General features: G+C 65.8%; 20 protein-coding genes. 6 read left to right on the forward strand and 14 right to left on the reverse strand.

Annotation, left to right across the window (positions count from 1 at the left end):
- Nucleotides 1-225 precede the first annotated feature (225 nt).
- A complete protein-coding gene (locus QRN63_RS21190; RefSeq protein WP_285032591.1) occupies nt 226-1398 on the reverse strand; it encodes an acyl-CoA dehydrogenase family protein in 1173 nt (390 codons plus the stop codon).
- Between the two features lie 161 nt (nt 1399-1559).
- Here QRN63_RS21190 and QRN63_RS21195 point away from each other — a divergent pair, with 161 nt between their 5' ends.
- Genes QRN63_RS21195 through QRN63_RS21205 form a run of 3 tightly spaced genes read left to right on the forward strand, consistent with a single transcriptional unit; the run spans nt 1560 to nt 3961 of the window.
- Nucleotides 1560-2216: a TetR/AcrR family transcriptional regulator gene (locus QRN63_RS21195; protein WP_285032592.1), complete on the forward strand. Its 657-nt coding sequence runs from the start codon at nt 1560-1562 to the stop codon at nt 2214-2216.
- 43 nt (nt 2217-2259) lie between these two features.
- Nucleotides 2260-3060 (forward strand): acyl-CoA thioesterase, encoded by an 801-nt coding sequence (locus QRN63_RS21200; protein WP_285032593.1) that lies wholly within the window; start codon nt 2260-2262, stop codon nt 3058-3060.
- Nucleotides 3061-3115: 55 nt separating this feature from the next.
- Nucleotides 3116-3961, forward strand: a complete 846-nt coding sequence (locus QRN63_RS21205; RefSeq protein ID WP_285032594.1) for a mycofactocin-coupled SDR family oxidoreductase — start codon at nt 3116-3118, stop codon at nt 3959-3961.
- 25 nt (nt 3962-3986) lie between these two features.
- Here QRN63_RS21205 and QRN63_RS21210 read toward each other — a convergent pair whose 3' ends face one another.
- The 5 genes from QRN63_RS21210 to QRN63_RS21230 are packed head-to-tail and all read right to left on the reverse strand — an operon-like array spanning nt 3987 to nt 6710.
- Nucleotides 3987-4478 carry a nuclear transport factor 2 family protein gene (locus QRN63_RS21210; protein WP_285032595.1) on the reverse strand — a complete coding sequence of 164 codons (492 nt, stop codon included), beginning with the start codon at nt 4476-4478 and terminating at the stop codon, nt 3987-3989.
- Nucleotides 4479-4482: 4 nt separating this feature from the next.
- Nucleotides 4483-4755 carry a cytochrome C oxidase subunit IV family protein gene (locus QRN63_RS21215; RefSeq protein WP_285032596.1) on the reverse strand — a complete coding sequence of 91 codons (273 nt, stop codon included), beginning with the start codon at nt 4753-4755 and terminating at the stop codon, nt 4483-4485.
- A gap of 1 nt (nt 4756) precedes the next feature.
- Nucleotides 4757-5335, reverse strand: coding sequence for a cytochrome c oxidase subunit 3 (locus QRN63_RS21220; RefSeq protein ID WP_285032597.1), 579 nt, complete (start codon nt 5333-5335; stop codon nt 4757-4759).
- A gap of 2 nt (nt 5336-5337) precedes the next feature.
- Entirely contained in the window at nt 5338-6078 is a 741-nt protein-coding gene (locus QRN63_RS21225; protein ID WP_285032598.1) for a hypothetical protein, read from the reverse strand.
- Nucleotides 6075-6710: a hypothetical protein gene (locus tag QRN63_RS21230; RefSeq protein WP_267316674.1), complete on the reverse strand. Its 636-nt coding sequence runs from the start codon at nt 6708-6710 to the stop codon at nt 6075-6077. The genes QRN63_RS21225 and QRN63_RS21230 overlap by 4 nt, the downstream gene beginning before the upstream one ends.
- A gap of 156 nt (nt 6711-6866) precedes the next feature.
- On the opposite strand from QRN63_RS21230, the gene QRN63_RS21235 reads away from it, so the two are divergent.
- Entirely contained in the window at nt 6867-7427 is a 561-nt protein-coding gene (locus QRN63_RS21235; RefSeq protein ID WP_285032599.1) for a TetR/AcrR family transcriptional regulator, read from the forward strand.
- Here QRN63_RS21235 and meaB read toward each other — a convergent pair.
- Nucleotides 7424-8293 carry a methylmalonyl Co-A mutase-associated GTPase MeaB gene (meaB, locus tag QRN63_RS21240; RefSeq protein WP_285032600.1) on the reverse strand — a complete coding sequence of 290 codons (870 nt, stop codon included), beginning with the start codon at nt 8291-8293 and terminating at the stop codon, nt 7424-7426. The genes QRN63_RS21235 and meaB overlap by 4 nt on opposite strands.
- A gap of 86 nt (nt 8294-8379) precedes the next feature.
- Here meaB and QRN63_RS21245 point away from each other — a divergent pair, with 86 nt between their 5' ends.
- Nucleotides 8380-9144 (forward strand): SDR family NAD(P)-dependent oxidoreductase, encoded by a 765-nt coding sequence (locus QRN63_RS21245; protein WP_267316368.1) that lies wholly within the window; start codon nt 8380-8382, stop codon nt 9142-9144.
- Between the two features lie 46 nt (nt 9145-9190).
- Here QRN63_RS21245 and QRN63_RS21250 read toward each other — a convergent pair whose 3' ends face one another.
- The 4 genes from QRN63_RS21250 to QRN63_RS21265 are packed head-to-tail and all read right to left on the reverse strand — an operon-like array spanning nt 9191 to nt 13240.
- The gene (locus QRN63_RS21250) at nt 9191-9955 is read right to left on the reverse strand and encodes an enoyl-CoA hydratase/isomerase family protein (protein ID WP_267316367.1); all 765 of its coding nucleotides are present in this window, start codon (nt 9953-9955) and stop codon (nt 9191-9193) included.
- A 33-nt stretch (nt 9956-9988) separates the two neighbouring features.
- Complete coding sequence (locus QRN63_RS21255; RefSeq protein WP_285032601.1) at nt 9989-11089, reverse strand: acyl-CoA dehydrogenase family protein; 1101 nt, start codon at nt 11087-11089, stop codon at nt 9989-9991.
- On the reverse strand, nt 11076-11891 hold the full coding sequence (locus QRN63_RS21260) for an acyl-CoA dehydrogenase family protein (protein ID WP_285032602.1): 816 nt from the start codon (nt 11889-11891) through the stop codon (nt 11076-11078). Before QRN63_RS21260 ends, QRN63_RS21255 begins: the two co-directional genes overlap by 14 nt.
- Entirely contained in the window at nt 11876-13240 is a 1365-nt protein-coding gene (locus QRN63_RS21265; protein ID WP_285032603.1) for a class I adenylate-forming enzyme family protein, read from the reverse strand. The genes QRN63_RS21260 and QRN63_RS21265 overlap by 16 nt, the downstream gene beginning before the upstream one ends.
- Nucleotides 13241-13341: 101 nt before the next feature.
- Between QRN63_RS21265 and QRN63_RS21270 the strand changes: the two genes are divergently transcribed.
- Entirely contained in the window at nt 13342-13662 is a 321-nt protein-coding gene (locus QRN63_RS21270; protein WP_267316363.1) for a 2Fe-2S iron-sulfur cluster-binding protein, read from the forward strand.
- On the opposite strand, the gene QRN63_RS21275 is transcribed toward QRN63_RS21270, so the two are convergent.
- The 3 genes from QRN63_RS21275 to QRN63_RS21285 are packed head-to-tail and all read right to left on the reverse strand — an operon-like array spanning nt 13650 to nt 16055.
- Nucleotides 13650-14699 (reverse strand): CaiB/BaiF CoA transferase family protein, encoded by a 1050-nt coding sequence (locus tag QRN63_RS21275; protein ID WP_285032604.1) that lies wholly within the window; start codon nt 14697-14699, stop codon nt 13650-13652. The genes QRN63_RS21270 and QRN63_RS21275 overlap by 13 nt on opposite strands.
- Nucleotides 14696-15652 carry an LLM class F420-dependent oxidoreductase gene (locus QRN63_RS21280; RefSeq protein WP_285032605.1) on the reverse strand — a complete coding sequence of 319 codons (957 nt, stop codon included), beginning with the start codon at nt 15650-15652 and terminating at the stop codon, nt 14696-14698. The genes QRN63_RS21275 and QRN63_RS21280 overlap by 4 nt, the downstream gene beginning before the upstream one ends.
- Before the next feature lies 1 nt (nt 15653).
- Nucleotides 15654-16055, reverse strand: coding sequence for a methylmalonyl-CoA mutase C-terminal domain-containing protein (locus QRN63_RS21285; protein WP_285032606.1), 402 nt, complete (start codon nt 16053-16055; stop codon nt 15654-15656).
- Nucleotides 16056-16062: the final 7 nt, after the last annotated feature.

Consider the following 16062-nt stretch of genomic DNA (forward strand, 5'->3'; position numbering starts at 1 on the left):
CCGCCGGTGACTGATGTGCCACCAACCGAGCCCGATCAGCGGAGTTCGGCACCACGAATGTGCAAACAGCTCACCGCTTTTGCGAAATCGACGCGCCAATTGCACATTCGTGAGCCTGCGCTGCCGGCCGCGCCTGCATTCACCCACGGATAGGTCACAAGAGCCCGTCTTTCATAGAAATCCGACAGTTTCACGGCTGGTCGCACCAACGGGGTTCGGCCGCCCTCACCTGGGCAGGCCGAGCACCCGCTGGGCGATGATGTTGCGCTGAATTTCCGAGGTGCCGCCGGCTATGGTGCCGGCGAAGCTGCGGACGTAGCGGTCGAACCAGCTGCCGGCATGCGGGTCGAGGTTCAGCGGCACGTGCGGTGAGGTCATGGCCGGATGGACGAGAGCGTCGGCGCCGGCGACGTCCATCGCAAGCTCGGACGCGGCCTGTACCGCCTCGGAGCCAAGGAGTTTCAGCACCGACATCCTCGCCACGTCCTCCTCTCCCCGTGCGGCGCGGGCCAGCGCGGCGGACCCCAGCAGGCGTAGCGACTGGTTGTCCATCACCAGGGTGGCGAACCGGGATCGGTCCCGCTCCGTCGTCGGCTCGATGTCCTCGACGAAGTCCTGCAATCGATCGGCGAACCCCATCCACAGCATCGTGCGCTCGTGCCCCAGTGACCCGTTTGCGACTCGCCAGCCCTCGTTCAATGGCCCGACGAGATTCTCGACCGGGACCCGCGCGTCGGTGAAGAACACCTCGTTGAAGTCGAGATCGTCGAAGTCGCAGGCGGAGGCGAACGGCCGGCGCACCACGCCCGGGGTGTCGGTCGGCACCAGCAGCACGCTGATGCCCTTGTGCTTGGGTGCGGCCGGATCGGTACGGACGAAGGCCAGGATGACGTCCGCATCGTGCGCACCGGAGGTCCATACCTTCTGCCCGTTGAGCACGAAATGATCCCCGTCGCGAACGGCGCGCGTGGACAGGGATGCGAGGTCCGATCCCGCGCCGGGTTCACTCATGCCCAGCGCCGCCGTCATGTCGGCACGCAGAATCGGTACGGCCCAACGCTGCTTCTGTTCCGGCGTACCGAACGACAACAGCGATGCGGCGATGATGCCGACACCCTGCGGATTGAAGCTGTGGTGAATCCGGCGCTTGGACATCTCCTCCTGGTGCACGTACTGCTGCAGCAGGGTGGCGTTGCGACCGCCGAACTCCGGCGGATTGCCGGGCAGCAGCCAGCCGTTGTCGAACAGCAGGCTTTGCCAGCGGCGCGCCCAGTCCGGAATGTGGGCCGTCGATCGCGGCCGGTCGACGGATTCAGCCTCGGTCGGCAGGTGTGCGTCGAGGAAGTCGATGAACTCTGCCCGGAACGCTTCGACATCTTCGCCGAACGTCAGCTGCATATCAGCAAACCCTTCCCGAGATCAGTACTTGAGAATACCATTCTCATCATGGGACAGTTACGATCTCCAACACAGAGCATGAGAAGGCCCGTGCCGAACAGCTACCAGGCCGTTCTCAGGTACAGTTCATGCATGTTCTCCGCTGATGACATGGGTGCATGATGACCAGCCCGACAGAAGATCCGGCCTGGAAGCAGCGCGCGGTCGAGCGCTCCATCAAGACGGCCAAACTCCGCGCCGCCCAACGCGTCCAGCGGTTCCTGGACGCGGCTCAATCGATCATCATCGAAAAGGGCAGCACCGACTTCACGGTCCAGGAGGTCGTCGACCGCTCCCGCCAGTCACTGCGGAGCTTCTACCTGCAGTTCGACGGCAAGCACGAACTGCTGCTGGCGCTTTTCGAAGACGCGTTGAGCCGCTCGGCCGACCAAATTCGGGCCGCCACCGAAGGCGAGACGGACCCGTTGCAGCGGTTGAAGATCGCCATCGAGTTGCTGTACGAACTGTGCCGTCCCGATCCGGCCGCCAAGCGTCCGTTGTTCACCGACTTCGCGCCCCGACTCCTGGTCACCCATCCGGCCGAGGTGAAGATCGCCCACGCCCCGCTGCTGGCGCTGCTCACCGAGCTGATGGAAAGTGCCAGCGCTGCAGGCGAATTGCGCTCGACGGTCAATCCGCGACGGATGGCCGCCATGACCATGCAGACCGTGATGTTCATCGCGCAATCCAGCGGCGGCACCGACGATGCAACAGCTCACCCCATCACCACGGACGAGGTCTGGGACTTCCTGGCGAACGGTTTTGCCGCACAAAAGTGAGAATAGGGTTCTCGCTTTCAAGAATTTGACTTACACTGCGTAGGTGCCCGAGCTTTGGACCGATCTTCTCGACTGCCTGAATCTCGTTCCGCAGTCGTCTGACGACGCAGGCCAATTCGAAGGGCGTAACCAGACTCTGGAGTACCACCGGATTTTCGGTGGGCAGCTCCTCGGTCAGTTCGTTCGCGCGGCCTGCCTGTCCACGCCCGACAAGGCGCTCAAATCCATCCACGCGGTGTTCCCCCGCGAAGGCCGCGCAGACGAACCCATCACCTACCAGGTGACGCGCCACCACGAAGGCCGCTCGTTCGCGACGCTGTCGATCGTCGCGACGCAGAGCAAGGGCGCGGTCGCGACCGCTTCGATCTCGATGCACGCCCCCGAAGACGGCCACGACCAACAGTTCGTCGACGACGTTCCCACCGTCCTGGGACCCGAGTACGACGCGCAGATCGATCTGATCCCCTGGGAGACCCGCTCCGCCGACAACCTCGACACGACCGTCGTGGGACCGGCCGAATACTCGTTGTGGATGCGCACCCCCGCCGTCGATGTGGAACTCGCACCGGCGCTGGCTGCGTACGCCACCGACCTGACGTTGATCGGTACCGCGATCCGTCCCTTGGACGGATTGAGCCAACGTGGCAACGGCACCGCTTTCACGTCGGCGGTGACCTCACACACCCTGTGGTTCCATCGCCCGTTCCGCACCGACGACTGGCTGCTGCTGCGCCAGCACAGCCCGCTGGCAGCACAAGGTCGCTGCTTCGGCCGTGGCGACATCCTGACCGTCGAGGGCGCACTGGTCGCCTCCTACGCGCAGGAAGCCCTCCTCCGGCTCTAGTGCCGGTCCCAGTCCACCGTAAACATCCACTGCTAGTGAGGAATTGAGGCATCACATGACCGGAAGAGTCGAAGGCAAGGTCGCGTTCATCACCGGGGCGGCCCGCGGCCAGGGCCGGGCCCACGCGGTAATGCAAGCCACCGAGGGCGCCGACATCATCGCTGTCGACATCTGCGGGCCCATCAGGCCGGGTGAAGAGTCCGCCATCCCGCCGTCGTCGCCCGAGGACCTGGCCCAGACCGCCGATCTGGTCAAGAGCCTCGGCCGCCGGATCTTCACCGCGCAGGTCGATGTGCGCGATTTCGACGCGCTGAAGTCCGCGGTGGATGCGGGAGTCGAGGAACTCGGACGCCTCGACACCATCATCGCCAATGCCGGCATCGGCAACGGTGGCAACCTGTTGCACGAGACCAGCATGTTGGACTGGGATGAGATGATCGACACCAATCTCTCCGGCGTCTGGAAGACCGTGAAAGCGGCTGTGCCACATATCATCGCCGGTGGACGTGGCGGATCCATCGTGCTCACGAGTTCGGTCGGCGGGCTGAAGGCCTACCCGATGTGCGGCAATTACGTCGCCGCCAAACACGGCGTCGTCGGCCTCATGCGGGGCTTCGCGGTCGAGTTGGGGTCCCACAACATCCGCGTCAACTCGGTCCACCCCACCCACGTCGCGACCGACATGCTGCACAACGAGGGCACGTTCAAGATGTTCCGGCCCGATCTGGAGAACCCGGGCGCCGACGACATGGCTCCCATCTGTCAGATGTTCCACACGTTGCCGATTCCGTGGGTCTACGCCGAGGACATCGCCAACGCGGCGCTCTTCCTGACGTCGGACGATGCGCGCTACATCACGGGTGTCACACTGCCGGTCGATGCCGGTAGCTGCCTGAAGTAGCCCGGCCGTCACCGCCGGCCGACGGCTAGCGGTGGCGGGACCACCGGCTGGCGGCATCGCGGAGGCGCGGCGAGATCCGCACCGAGAAAACAGGATTGAAGACATCTTCCCGTAGCCGCGTCAGTGCGGACGTCTTGATGCGCCAGTGACCGTCGGCCTTCTCGTACGTTTCGTGGTAGTGACCGTAGCCCTGCAGGTTCACTCCGGGAGCGAGCCGCACCACGTCGTTCAGCGCCCAGATACCCGTCGCGGTCGACGGCGACGTCAACTCGATCTCCGGGGCGTGGACCTGGTGCACGGTCGGTTGCGAGGGCCGGCCCAGTGTCCGCTGCAGGAAGTCCACGAATTCGTCTGCCCCGCTGATGATCTTGCCACCCGCCTGACTGGTGTCGCTGACGAAATCGTCGGTGAACAGCTCCCGCCAGGCCACCCAGTCCTTGGTGTCCAGCAGCCGGCAGTACCGGGCCTTCAGCTGCTTGATGGCCTCGATATCGGCCCATGCCACCGGGTCGGTCATGCGATCACCAGACATAGATCACCACGATCGCACCGAACAGCGCGGCGAGCCAGCCATCAGTCGCCAACCTGAGCCACAGAGGCGCGGTCCGCACCTCCATGAACTCCTGGATGATCAGGCGGGACTTGACGAGCGCCAACGTCAGCACCGCGGCGGTGATCGCGGTACTCGCGGTCACCGGCTCAGCATGATGGGCGGGCGCCAGGAACCACGACACGATCGTGATGGCCGACAGCCCCGCCCAGACAGCGGTGGTACGTGCGGCAGCAGCAGTCATGTCACCTCATCACGTAGAGCAGGGCGAAGATGACGACCCAGAGCAGATCAACCATATGCCAGTAGGTCGCTCCGGTCTCCACTGGGCCAACCCGTTTTCCATGGCGCAGTTCGGTGTAGGCAACGGCGAGGAACACCAGGCCGATGGCGACGTGGAACAGGTGCACGCCGGTGAGCATGTAGTAGTACATGAAGAAGTTGTTGCTCGGAAAGGTATGTCCCTGAGCAATTTTCGCCGACCACTCGTAGGCCTTGACGAGGATGAAGACGACGCCACATGCTCCGCCGCCCACCGTCAGTTTCCGCGCCCGGCCGAATTCGCCGCCACGGGTCAGCTGCACGGCGCGGGCCACGAACCACGAACTGGCCAGCAGCACCAGCGTGTTGACGACACCGATGTTCAGGCTCAGGTGCCGCTGCGACTCGATGAACAGGTCCCGCTCCTGGTGGCGCGAGACCATGAAGATGACGAAGTAGGCGCCGAAGATCACGAAGTCGCCCAGGACGAAGACCCAGAGGTCCTTGTTGGCGGGCAGACGCCTCGTCGATGTCGGAGCCGAGGTGGCCGAAGTGGCAGTCATGGTCAGTCCTGCACCTGCTCGCTGGGCGACTGGTTCTTGATGGCCGTGTACAGCAGGCGGATCATGCAGAACTCCCACACCACGAAAACCACCGTGCCGAGGTAGAAGCTGATGGATCCGTTCCACGCCAGTGGTCCGGACCGGAAGACGAAAACCGGGCCGGCGAGCAGTTCCGTGACGATCATCCAGATGGACATGTAGGCAAGCCATTTCGGCAGGACGTCATTGCGGTCGAGGAAGATCGCCAGCGCCAGCACCATGTTCTGCGTGCAGAAGCACCCGAGGGAGCCGACGAACGACAGCAGGCACCAGTCGTAGAGCATCACCATGATCTGCGGATCACGATCGGGCCGCAGCGCCGCCGCCACGAATGCAAAGGCGGGAATCAGGCAGCCCGGCAGACCGCCGACCACCAGTGAACCGATGTACGCATAGGCGAAGACGGGGCTGACCGACATCCGCTTGATCTGTTGTGCGATCAGCCCGTTGGCAACGCTGGCAAAACCGATGAAGAACATCAGCAGCGCGAAACCGATCCGGATGGACAGCGAATGGTCGACGAAGAACTGGACGATCTGGGCTTGCGTGATGTCGGGCCGCGGCGGTGGCATCACCCGCGTCAGCACCACGAAGATGAGCCCGAAGATGTTGTAGAAGACCGGAATCGTCCACCAGGCGATCCACTGATCGATCTTCGGCTTCTGCGGCCACGCCGGGGCCGTCCATACCGGGGCTACGGTCATGTCGACCTTGCCTGTGCACCGATCGCCGAGCGCACCACCGCGAACATGACGACGAGATACAAACAGAAGGCGCCGAGGCGCAGCCAGAACGACACGACGCCGTTCCAGGCCAGTGGCCCGTCCGTGACGATCACCGCACACACTGCGGGCGTCATCGCCGCGGCGATGAGCACGTTGAATCCGGCCACCCAACGCGGGAAGATCGGCACTGGCCGGCGGTCGAGGTAAACCCCCAGTGCCAGGCAGAGATTCATCACGACGACCGCCCCCACCGGTGCGGTGAACACCAGCCAGGCCATATCGTTGAGCAGCAGGATCAGCTGGGGGTCGCGCCCGGGCCGGTAGGCCGCGATGAGCCAGAAGATGTCGGCGATGGCGAACAGCGTCGCTCCCGTGGCGGCGGCACCGAGGTAGCTGTAGGCCAATACGTGACTCGGCAACGACATTCGCTTCATCTGCACCACGATGGTCATGAAGAACGGGATCAGCATGATGGCGCACAGGTTGAACGTGACCATCGAGAACCTGATCGCCATGGTGTGCTGCGTGTAGAACTCGGCCACCTGGACGGCGGTCAGGCTCGGTGGCATCGGCGGCAGAAACCCGGGGAAGGCGACGAACGCCACCGCCATCACGGCGCCGAAAACTGGCACCAGCCAAAGGCTTATCCATTGGGGTCGTAAGTCCACCCGGGGACTCCCTCCATCCACCGCTCGGTTGCCGATCGGCTACTCCGGACGGTAGCCGATCGGCAACCGAATGGTCAATGCTCCGCTACGCTTCGGCATGTGGGGAGATTCAGCGACATCACGCGCAGCGCCGCACAGACGCGCGTACTCGATGCCGCACTCACCCTGATCGCCGAGCACGGCGTCAGCGGCACGTCGCTGCAGATGATCGCCGACACCATGGGCGTCACCAAGGCCGCCGTCTACAAGCAGTTCAAGACCAAGGAAGAGATCGTCGTCGCCATCACCGAGCGCGAACTCGGCAAGCTCGAGGATGCCCTCGACGCCGCCGAGGCAACGGGCCAGGCGGCGCAGGCCCGGGAAGTGTTGCTCGACAGGGTGATCGACCTGGCCATCGACCGCCGCGGCGCGGTGAACGTACTGCAGTTCGACCCTGTCATCATCCGGCTCCAGGCCGAACACGAGCCGTTTCAGCGGTTCGTCGAGCGGCTGTACGGCGCACTGCTGGGCACCGATGACGGCGTCGCCGCGAGGCTGCACGCGGCGATGTTGTCGAGCGCCATCAGCGTGGCAGTGATGCACCCGTTGGTCGCAGACATCGACGACGACACCCTGCGCGTGCAACTCAAAGGGATGACGCGGCGGATGCTCGGTCTCTAGCCGCGCCCTCCGAAAAGTCGCTCGGCGGCCGAGTACGGGTCGTCTCCTCCGCCCGCGACCGCTTCTGCGAGCCGATCGAGGTCGGGATGACCCCGCAGGCGGGTGAGCGCCAGCGACAAGATCTGCGCGCGGGCGCGGGCGGTGCGGCGCTCCGGGCTGTCGGCGCGATGATGCGCGTCGATCGCCTCGATCAGCTCGGGCAAGCCGTCTCCTTGTGCCGCAACGAATTTGAGGATCGGCACCGCAGTCTCCGCGTGCAGGTCTCGGACCGTCTGGTCGGCGCCGTCACGGTCCGCTTTGTTCACGACGACGATGTCCGCGACTTCGAGCAGCCCGGCCTTGGCGGCCTGGACGGCATCACCGGCACCGGGATTGAGGATCACGATGGTCGGGTCGGCGATGGCGGCAACCTCGACCTCGGACTGCCCCACACCGACGGTTTCGAGCACGATCAGGTCATAGGCCAGCGCGGCGAGCACCCGAATGGCGGCCGGCACCGCGGCGGCCAGTCCGCCGAGATGGCCCCGGGTGGCGACCGACCGGATCAGCACGTCCGGGTCGTTGATGTGCGCGGCCATCCGGATCCGGTCACCCAACAACGCACCCCCGCTGTACGGCGACGACGGGTCGACAGCCAACACAGCCACCCGCAGCCCGCGCTCGCGGTAGGCCCCGACCAGCACACCGACCGTCGTCGACTTTCCCGCGCCGGGCGGCCCGGTGACCCCCAGGATCCGCGGCGGCGCCGCGCTGCCGAGGGCGTCGAGAACCTCAGTCCGGCGCGGACTCTCGACCAGGCTCAGCAGCCGGCCGGCTGCGCGGAGGGAACCGCCGCGGGCCGCCGCGATGAGCTCATCGATCGTCATTGTCCGCACTCTATCGGACCCACCCCCTTGATTGAGAATGTTATTCTCCACAATAGAGAGCATTCTTTGCACGAAGGGTAGGCGGTATGGAGATCAGTGGAAGCTCGGCCATCGTCGTCGGAGGCACCGGCGGGCTCGGTGAAGCAACAGTGCGACGCCTCGTCACTGCGGGCGCGAAGGTCGTCGTCGCCGACGTGGCCGACGACAAGGGCAAGGCACTGCAAGATGAGCTCGGCATCCGTTACGTCCACACCGACGCCACGTCCGAGGAATCGGTGCAGGCCGCCATCGCGGAGGCCGAATCCCTTGGTCCGCTGCGGATTTCAGTGGACACCCACGGCGGTCCGGCCGCCGGTGGACGGCTGATCGGCAAGGACGGTTCGCCGCTCGGACTGGAAGGCTTCGAGAAGACCATCAAGTTCTACCTGACCGCGGTGTTCAACGTGATGCGCCTGGCGGCAGCCGCCATCGCCAAGACCGACCCGCTCGAGGAAGGCGCGCGCGGCGTCATCATCAACACCGCCTCGATCGCCGGCATGGAAGGCCAGATCGGCCAACTCCCCTACTCTGCCGCCAAGGGCGGCGTGCTCGGCATGACGCTGGTCGCCGCCCGTGACCTGTCGCCGCTCGGCATCCGCGTCGTCAGTATCGCGCCGGGCACCATCAACACTCCCGCCTACGGCCAGTCGGCCGACCAGCTCGAGAAGTACTGGGCCCCGCAGATTCCGTTCCCCAAGCGCATGGGCCGCTCGACGGAGTACGCGCAACTGGCGCAGAGCATCATCGAGAACGATTACCTCAACGGAGAAGTCATCCGGCTCGACGGCGCGCTGCGGTTCCCGCCGCGCTAGCCGAACCGTCTGTGGGGCTCCCGCCGGCGCCGTGAGCCCCACAGCGCTAGCCCTTGGCGATCAGTCCGTCGACGATCTTGTTGAAGTCGGCCGTGCCGAAGGACACGTACTCGGCCAGGTTCGCGTAGTCCAGTGACGCCATGACCGAACGCTCCAGCTGGATGTTCATCAGGCGCTTGGTGGCCTCGACGGCCTGCTTGGGCAACTCGGCGAGTTGCTTGGCGCAGGCAATGGCCTCGGCCAGCGGGTCTGCGACGACGTGGTTCGCCAGGCCGAGTTCGAGAGCGCGAGCCGCCTTGATGCGCACACCCGTCAGGGCAAACTCTTTGGCCTGCAACAGACTTATCTGCGATCCCCACACCAGCGGGCCGCCGTCGGCCGCGACCAGGCCGATCTGCACGTGCGGATCGGCGAAGAACGCGTTCTCGGCCATGTACACGATGTCCGACAGCGCGGCGAGGCTGCACCCGAGGCCCACTGCGGGACCGTTGACCGCAGCGATGACCGGAATACGGCAACGGACCATGCCGACGACGAGGTCGCGGCCGTGCTTGATGGTCTTCTGACGCAGGGCTTCGTCGTTGCGCAGCTCGTTGAGGTAGTTGAAATCACCGCCCGCGGAGAATGCCCGGCCCGCACCGGTGATCACCGCGGCGCGCGCGTCGGCGTCCTCGTTGAGCGCCTCCCAGATGCTCGCCAGTCCGACATGCAGCGGGTCGTTGACCGCGTTGAGCTCGTCCGGTCGGTTCAGCGTGATGATCCGCAGCGGACCGTCCGCACGGACGTCGATTTCGGTTGGCATGCCGTACAAGTCAGTTCCTTCCGTTCTTCGCGCAAGCGCTCATCACAATCCCAGACCCAAAATGCGTTGCGCGATGATGTTTTTCTGAATCTGTGACGTGCCGCCCATGACGCTCTGGGCGCGGCTGTACATATAGGCGCCGAACAATTCGGGATCCGCGGTACCCACGGTCGCCAGGACCGCGTGGCCGACGGACTGTTCGGTCCACGTCATGAGCAGCTTGTCGAGTGAGCCATTCGGACCGTGCGTGATGCCGTCGAGCTGCTCGGACAGCCGCCTGCGCACGTGCAGGCGCAGCATCTCGGTCTGCACCCATGCCCACGACAGCGCCTCCGGCGGCGGACCGTCGACCCGGGAGGCCAACTGTCGCACCAGCTTTCCGTAGCGCGCCGAGAATCCGAGAGTCGAGGGCTCGCGCTCGTGGCTGACGACCGTCATCGCGAGCTTCCAACCCTCGCCCGGCGCCCCGACCATGTTCTCCGCCGGCACCCGTGCGCCGTCGAACAGCACCTGGCCGAATTCCTTGGTGACGCCGCTGATCATCTTCAACGGCCGCTGCTCGATGCCCGGCTGGTGCATCGACACAATGAACGCGGAGATGCATTTATGTTTGGGCAAGTGCTTGGCTTCAGCCTTATCCGTGCGCGCCAGCACCAGGCACCAGTCGGCCACGTCCGAGTAGCTCGTCCAGACCTTGTGCCCGTGGATCACGTACTCGTCACCGTCGCGGGTGGCCGTCGTCGTCAGCGACGCAAGATCCGAACCTGCACCGGGCTCGGAGAAGCCCTGGCACCAGCGCTCGGTGCCGTTGATCATCCCGGGCAGAAACCGTTGCTGCAGTTCCTTGCTGCCGTGATGTCCCAGCCCGACCACGAGGTAGCCGAGACTCGGCCGCGCCGGCGCGCCCGCCTTCGCGATCTCCTCGTCGACGATCACGTCGTACACCGGCGGCAGTTCCTGGCCGCCGAATTCCTTGGGCCACGAGGTGCCGAAGAAGCCGGCGCCGTAGAGCGCGCGGTGCCAATCACCTTGGGCGGCCCAGTATTCGTCGCCTGAGGTCGGGAACTTGCCCTTCTGTTCGGTCAGCCAGTTGCGAAGACGGTCCCGGAAAGCGGCTTCCTCCGGCGAATCACGAAAGTCCAATGGTCAGCTCCTCGAGTTTGGCGTGCCACAGTTCGGTGGCAGTGAGCACGCGACGCAGGTACACGTGCGCTAGACATTCCCAGGTGTTGCCGATGCCGCCGTGCACCTGGATCGACGTCTCGCAGACCGTCAATGCCGCACGGGCACAGTAGATTTTGGCGATGCGCGCGGCCTCGATCGCTTCGGCGGCAGGGACCGCGTCGACGGTCCACGCCGCATGCCGCAGCACGCTGACCGATCCTTCGATGAGCGCGAGGCTTTCGGCCAGCAGATGCGCGACGGCCTGATAGGAGCCGATGGGCGAACCGTACTGTTCGCGGACCTTGGCGTAGTCGACGGCAAGGGCATGCACCCCACGCGCGGCACCGACCAGGTCGGCGCACGTGACCGTGAGGGCCAGCGCGTACCACCGGCCGGCGTCCTCGGCGGCCAGCTCGCTCAGCTCCGGCGGCGATTCGGCCACGCCGGTCAGTCCTCCCAGCAGGTCGACCGAATTCGGTTGCGCACCAGGGGCTTCGGGTGCCCGGCCGAGCACCCGCCCGAGTTCGTCGGCCAGCACCGGACCGAGGAACGGCACGTCGACCAGTCCACGGGCGAATTCCTCGGCGACGACGGCCACCTCGACACCGGAGGCCCCGTCGGATCGCAGGGTCCGGAAACCGGTGCTGTCGACGGCCTTCTCGAGTTGCGCGCGGCGGCTGGCGTCATCGAGGTCGGCAACCGAGTGCACGCCGAAGTCAGCAGCCAATTCAGCTGCCGATTCAGCGAGTTGCCGTTGTTCGGCGGTCAGACGGACGTCCACAGGCGCTCCTTGAGCACTCGGCGCAACACCTTCCCTGAAGGCAGCCGCGGGATTTCGGGTACGAACACAACGCGGCTCAGCCGCTTGTAGGAGGCCAGCCGGTGGCCGACCAAGTCCATCAATTCGGTATCGGAGACCGGGGCGGTCGTGGTCACCGCAGCCACAACTGCCTCGCCGTCCTGTGGGTCGGGCAGCCCGAACACCGCGCAGTCGGCGACCGCGGGGTGCGAGTGCAGGACCGCCTCGACCTCGGCCGGGGCGACCTGGAAGCCGCGAACCTTGATCATTTCCTTGCGGCGGTCGGTGATCCGTAGTCGTCCTGAGTCGTCGAAGTGCCCGATGTCCCCGGTGTGGAACCAGCCGTCGACGATGACCGTCGACGTTTCTTCCGCGGGCAGGTAGCCGGCCATCATTGCCGCAGAACGCACCTGAATCTCTCCCGACTCGTCGATGCGCACGTCGACGCCGGGTACCGGCCTGCCGACAGTGTCCATTCGTCCGCCGCTGAGGTCATCGCACGCGATGACGACCAATTCGGTTGCCCCATAGGCGGTTACCCAGCCCACGCCGGTTCGGCGGGTGACATCCTCGGCCACCGCGGCAGTCACCGGCGTCGCGCACCACATCAGGTACCGCAGCGACGAGAGATCGTAGGTTTCCAGCCGTGGATGGGCCGCGAGGGCCAGGGCGATCGGCGCGACGGTCATTTCGATGGTGATCCGGTCGGATTCGATGTGACGCAGCATGGCCTCGACATCGAATCGCGGGTGCAACCGGACCCACGCACCCGCATCGAGGACCGTCATGATGTTGAGCAGACCCAGGATGTGTGACGGCGGGGTCATCACCTGCAACCGGTCCGCGGCGGACAGCCCGAGCGCAACCCGCCACTGGCGCACCGCCGCGGCCAGCCCGCGGTGGGTGTGGCGGACGGCCTTGGGCATGCCGGTGGTACCGGAGCTGAAGGCCAGGACCGCATCGGAATCCGGTGCCGGCGCATCGCAGCGAGGGTCGCCCCCCATGATGGGCTCATCGACATGCAGCATCGGCATCAGCTCGGCAAGGACAGGGCTGTCACCGACCGCATGCGACGGTGCCGTCAGCGCCAGCGCGTGCTGCACCTCGGCCTGGCGCCACGACGGACTCAGCAGCACCGCGGCGGCACCCAGGCGCCAGATGGCGTGCAGCGCAATCACGAACTCCGGGCGGGTCGAGGACATCAGGGCGACGCGGTCGCCGGTACCGACACCACGATCAGCCAAGACGGTGGCCATCCCGCCTGCGAGAGCGTCGAGTTCCGCCCGGCTGTACTCCCGCTGATCGAAGGCGAGCACCGCACCGTCAGCCACGTCGCGCCCGCCCCTTCCTCAAGAGTGAGAAGATCTCCGGTTGATACCGAGAATCATATTCTCCTATAGTTAGAACGACAATACGCGACGATAGGACGACGATGGGGCCAGCCACGACGACGCCACACACCGGCATGGACGCAGGCACGGGCACGATCACCATCCATCTGGACCGGCAACAGGTGTCGGTCCCCCGCGTCGGTGACGAGACACTGCTGGACAGTGCGCGGCGGGCCGGCCTGGCACCACCGTTCTCCTGCGAGGCCGGCAACTGCGGCACCTGCATCGCCAGGTTGACCGAAGGCACCGCGACCATGCGCAACAACGAAGCTCTGGACGAGGACGAAGTCGCAGAGGGCTATGTCCTGACCTGCCAGGCGGTGCCGGATACCGCGTCGGTGACCGTGCGCTACGACGACTGAGCCGGTGGAGCCGCCGGAGGCCGGTACTGCGGCTCGTAACCCGCCACCTTGATGGGGCTACCGATCAAGCGGTAATCGCCTGCAGTGACGATGACTTCCGGCGTGACCTCCAGCGCCTCGGGCAACGTACGGACCGCGGCGGCGGGAATCCCGAGTGCCCGCAGCCGTTTCTCCCACCCGGCGGCGGTATCGGTGGACAGCACCTTGTCGACCAGCGCGAGCACCTCATCCCGGCTCGCCGCCCGCTCCGCCATCGTGGTGAACGGGATCTGACCGTCGCTGCCGATACCCGCCTCCCCCACAAACGATTTCCAGAAGCCGTCGTGGGTGATGAACAGCGCCAGATACCCGTCGGCAGTCTCGAAGAGCTGCGCGGGAACGTAATACGAGTGCGCGCCGTTCGGGTGGCGGCGCGGATGAATACCGTCGTTGAGGTAAGCCGCAGCCCGGTAGTTCAGTTGCGACAGCATCACGTCGCGCAGGCACACCTCGACCTGACCGCCTCGCCCCGACACGATCTGCGCGAGCAGACCCAGTGCCGCCGCCATGCCGGTGGAGTTGTCGGCCGACGAGTAGCCGGGCAGCGTCGGTGGTCCATCCGGGTCACCGGTCATGGCCGCCACCCCGGTCGCCGCCTGGATGACGTAGTCGAATGCCGGGTCGTCGCCGCCGTCGAGCCCGAAGCCCGTCATCGCGACACAGACGATCTTCTCGTTGAACCTGCGCAGCGTCTCGTACGTCAGGCCGAGTCGCCGGATCACCGACGGTTTCATATTCACCAGTAGCGCATGGGATTCGGCGACCAGCTCGCCGAGCCGGGCCTTGCCGGCATCGGTCGCCAGGTCCAGGCAGATGCTGGTCTTGTTCCGGTTGAGACTGGCGAAGTAGCTGTCGCCGACCTGCCGGGAAATCTCCCCACCGGGTGGCTCGACCTTGATCACCTCGGCACCGAGATCGGCCAGCAGCATCGTCGCGTACGGCCCGGCGAGCATGACGCCGACCTCGATGATGCGGATACCTGCGAGAGGACCGCTCATCGCACGTGCTTGGCGAGCTCGGCGATCACGTCGCGCGTACGGTTCTTCGACTCGATCAACTCCTCTCGGCTCTCACCGATCGGCAGCAACCGCACCGACAGGTCCGTCACACCGGCATCGGCAAACTGCTTGAACCGCTTGAGAATCGACTCCTCGTCACCGGCCGCGCAGAGGTCGCCTACGCTGCGGGCTTCCCCGCGATCCAGCAGCTTCTGGTAGTTCGGCGACGTCTCGGCCTCGGCGAGGATGCGGTTGGCCCGGTCCTTGGCCGCCTCGATCTCCGAGTTGGCGCACAGCGTGACCGGGATGCCGGCGACGATGCGCGGCGCCGGCCGACCCGCTTCGGCGGCAGCCTTGTTGATCTTCGGTGCGATGTGCTCGCCGATCGCTTTCTCGTCGGCCATCCACAGCGAGGTGCCATCCGCCTGCTCTCCCGCGATCTGCAGCATCACCGGGCCCAACGCGGACACCAGCACCGGCATCGGGGTGTCGGCGGCGAGCACAGTCGGGTTGTGGACGGTGAACGAATCGTTCTCCACGTCAACAGGTCCCGGCCCGGCGATGGCGGTGTTCAGCACCTGCAGGTAGTCGCGCGTGTAGGCAGCGGGCTTGTCGTAGGGCAGGCCCAGCATGTCGCGGACGATCCAGTGATGCGACGGGCCGACACCCAGGGCCAGCCGGCCGCCCGACATGGCATGTACCGAAAGCGCCTGGCGGGCCAGGGCTATCGGATGCTGTGCCTGCAGCGGCACCACCGCGGTGCCGAGCTCGATGCGCGACGTGTTCGCCGCCATCAGCGCCACCATGGTCAGACAGTCGAAGTCATTGGGGACCTGCGGCATCCATGCGCTGTCGAGACCCGCGCTCTCCGCCCACTGGATATCGGAGACCAGCTTGGAGGCCTTGCGCGCCATGTCGCCGCGCTCGGCTCCGATCATCACACCGAGGCGCATGTCAGCCCACCGCGCTTTCCGACGTCAGCTTGCGCACTTCCGCAACCAAGGTGTCCAGGCCGGTGCCGGTCGGAAACACCGCTGCCGCACCGACTTCGAGCAGCTTCGACACATCGCCCAGCGGGATGGTGCCGCCCACGACGACCGCGATGTCAGCGGCGTCGGCGGCACGCAACGCCTCGACGGTCCGCGCCGTCAGCGCCAGGTGCGCCCCCGACAGGATCGACAGGCCGACCAGCGCGACGTCCTCCTGCAACGCGATCGACACGATGTCCTCGATCCGCTGCCGGATGCCGGTATAGATCACCTCGAAGCCCGCGTCGCGCAGCGTCCGGGCCACGATCTTGGCGCCGCGGTCGTGGCCGTCCAGACCGGGCTTGGCCACCAGGACGCGTACTGACATCAGATTG

The sequence above is a fragment of the Mycolicibacterium sp. lyk4-40-TYG-92 genome, assembly GCF_030209435.1.
Taxonomy (GTDB): domain Bacteria; phylum Actinomycetota; class Actinomycetes; order Mycobacteriales; family Mycobacteriaceae; genus Mycobacterium.

What these genes read in the sequence shown, in the direction of transcription:
- QRN63_RS21245 (WP_267316368.1), top strand. Translation starts at nt 8,380, where the DNA reads ATGGAGATCAGTGGAAGCTCGGCCATCGTCGTCGGAGGCACCGGCGGG.
- QRN63_RS21220 (WP_285032597.1), bottom strand. Translation starts at nt 5,335, where the DNA reads ATGACTGCCACTTCGGCCACCTCGGCTCCGACATCGACGAGGCGTCTG.
- QRN63_RS21270 (WP_267316363.1), top strand. Translation starts at nt 13,342, where the DNA reads ATGGGGCCAGCCACGACGACGCCACACACCGGCATGGACGCAGGCACG.
- QRN63_RS21210 (WP_285032595.1), bottom strand. Translation starts at nt 4,478, where the DNA reads ATGACCGACCCGGTGGCATGGGCCGATATCGAGGCCATCAAGCAGCTG.
- meaB (WP_285032600.1), bottom strand. Translation starts at nt 8,293, where the DNA reads ATGACGATCGATGAGCTCATCGCGGCGGCCCGCGGCGGTTCCCTCCGC.
- QRN63_RS21225 (WP_285032598.1), bottom strand. Translation starts at nt 6,078, where the DNA reads ATGACCGTAGCCCCGGTATGGACGGCCCCGGCGTGGCCGCAGAAGCCG.
- QRN63_RS21280 (WP_285032605.1), bottom strand. Translation starts at nt 15,652, where the DNA reads ATGCGCCTCGGTGTGATGATCGGAGCCGAGCGCGGCGACATGGCGCGC.
- QRN63_RS21195 (WP_285032592.1), top strand. Translation starts at nt 1,560, where the DNA reads ATGACCAGCCCGACAGAAGATCCGGCCTGGAAGCAGCGCGCGGTCGAG.
- QRN63_RS21205 (WP_285032594.1), top strand. Translation starts at nt 3,116, where the DNA reads ATGACCGGAAGAGTCGAAGGCAAGGTCGCGTTCATCACCGGGGCGGCC.
- QRN63_RS21285 (WP_285032606.1), bottom strand. Translation starts at nt 16,055, where the DNA reads ATGTCAGTACGCGTCCTGGTGGCCAAGCCCGGTCTGGACGGCCACGAC.
- QRN63_RS21230 (WP_267316674.1), bottom strand. Translation starts at nt 6,710, where the DNA reads ATGGCGGTGGCGTTCGTCGCCTTCCCCGGGTTTCTGCCGCCGATGCCA.
- QRN63_RS21190 (WP_285032591.1), bottom strand. Translation starts at nt 1,398, where the DNA reads ATGCAGCTGACGTTCGGCGAAGATGTCGAAGCGTTCCGGGCAGAGTTC.
- QRN63_RS21275 (WP_285032604.1), bottom strand. Translation starts at nt 14,699, where the DNA reads ATGAGCGGTCCTCTCGCAGGTATCCGCATCATCGAGGTCGGCGTCATG.
- QRN63_RS21215 (WP_285032596.1), bottom strand. Translation starts at nt 4,755, where the DNA reads ATGACTGCTGCTGCCGCACGTACCACCGCTGTCTGGGCGGGGCTGTCG.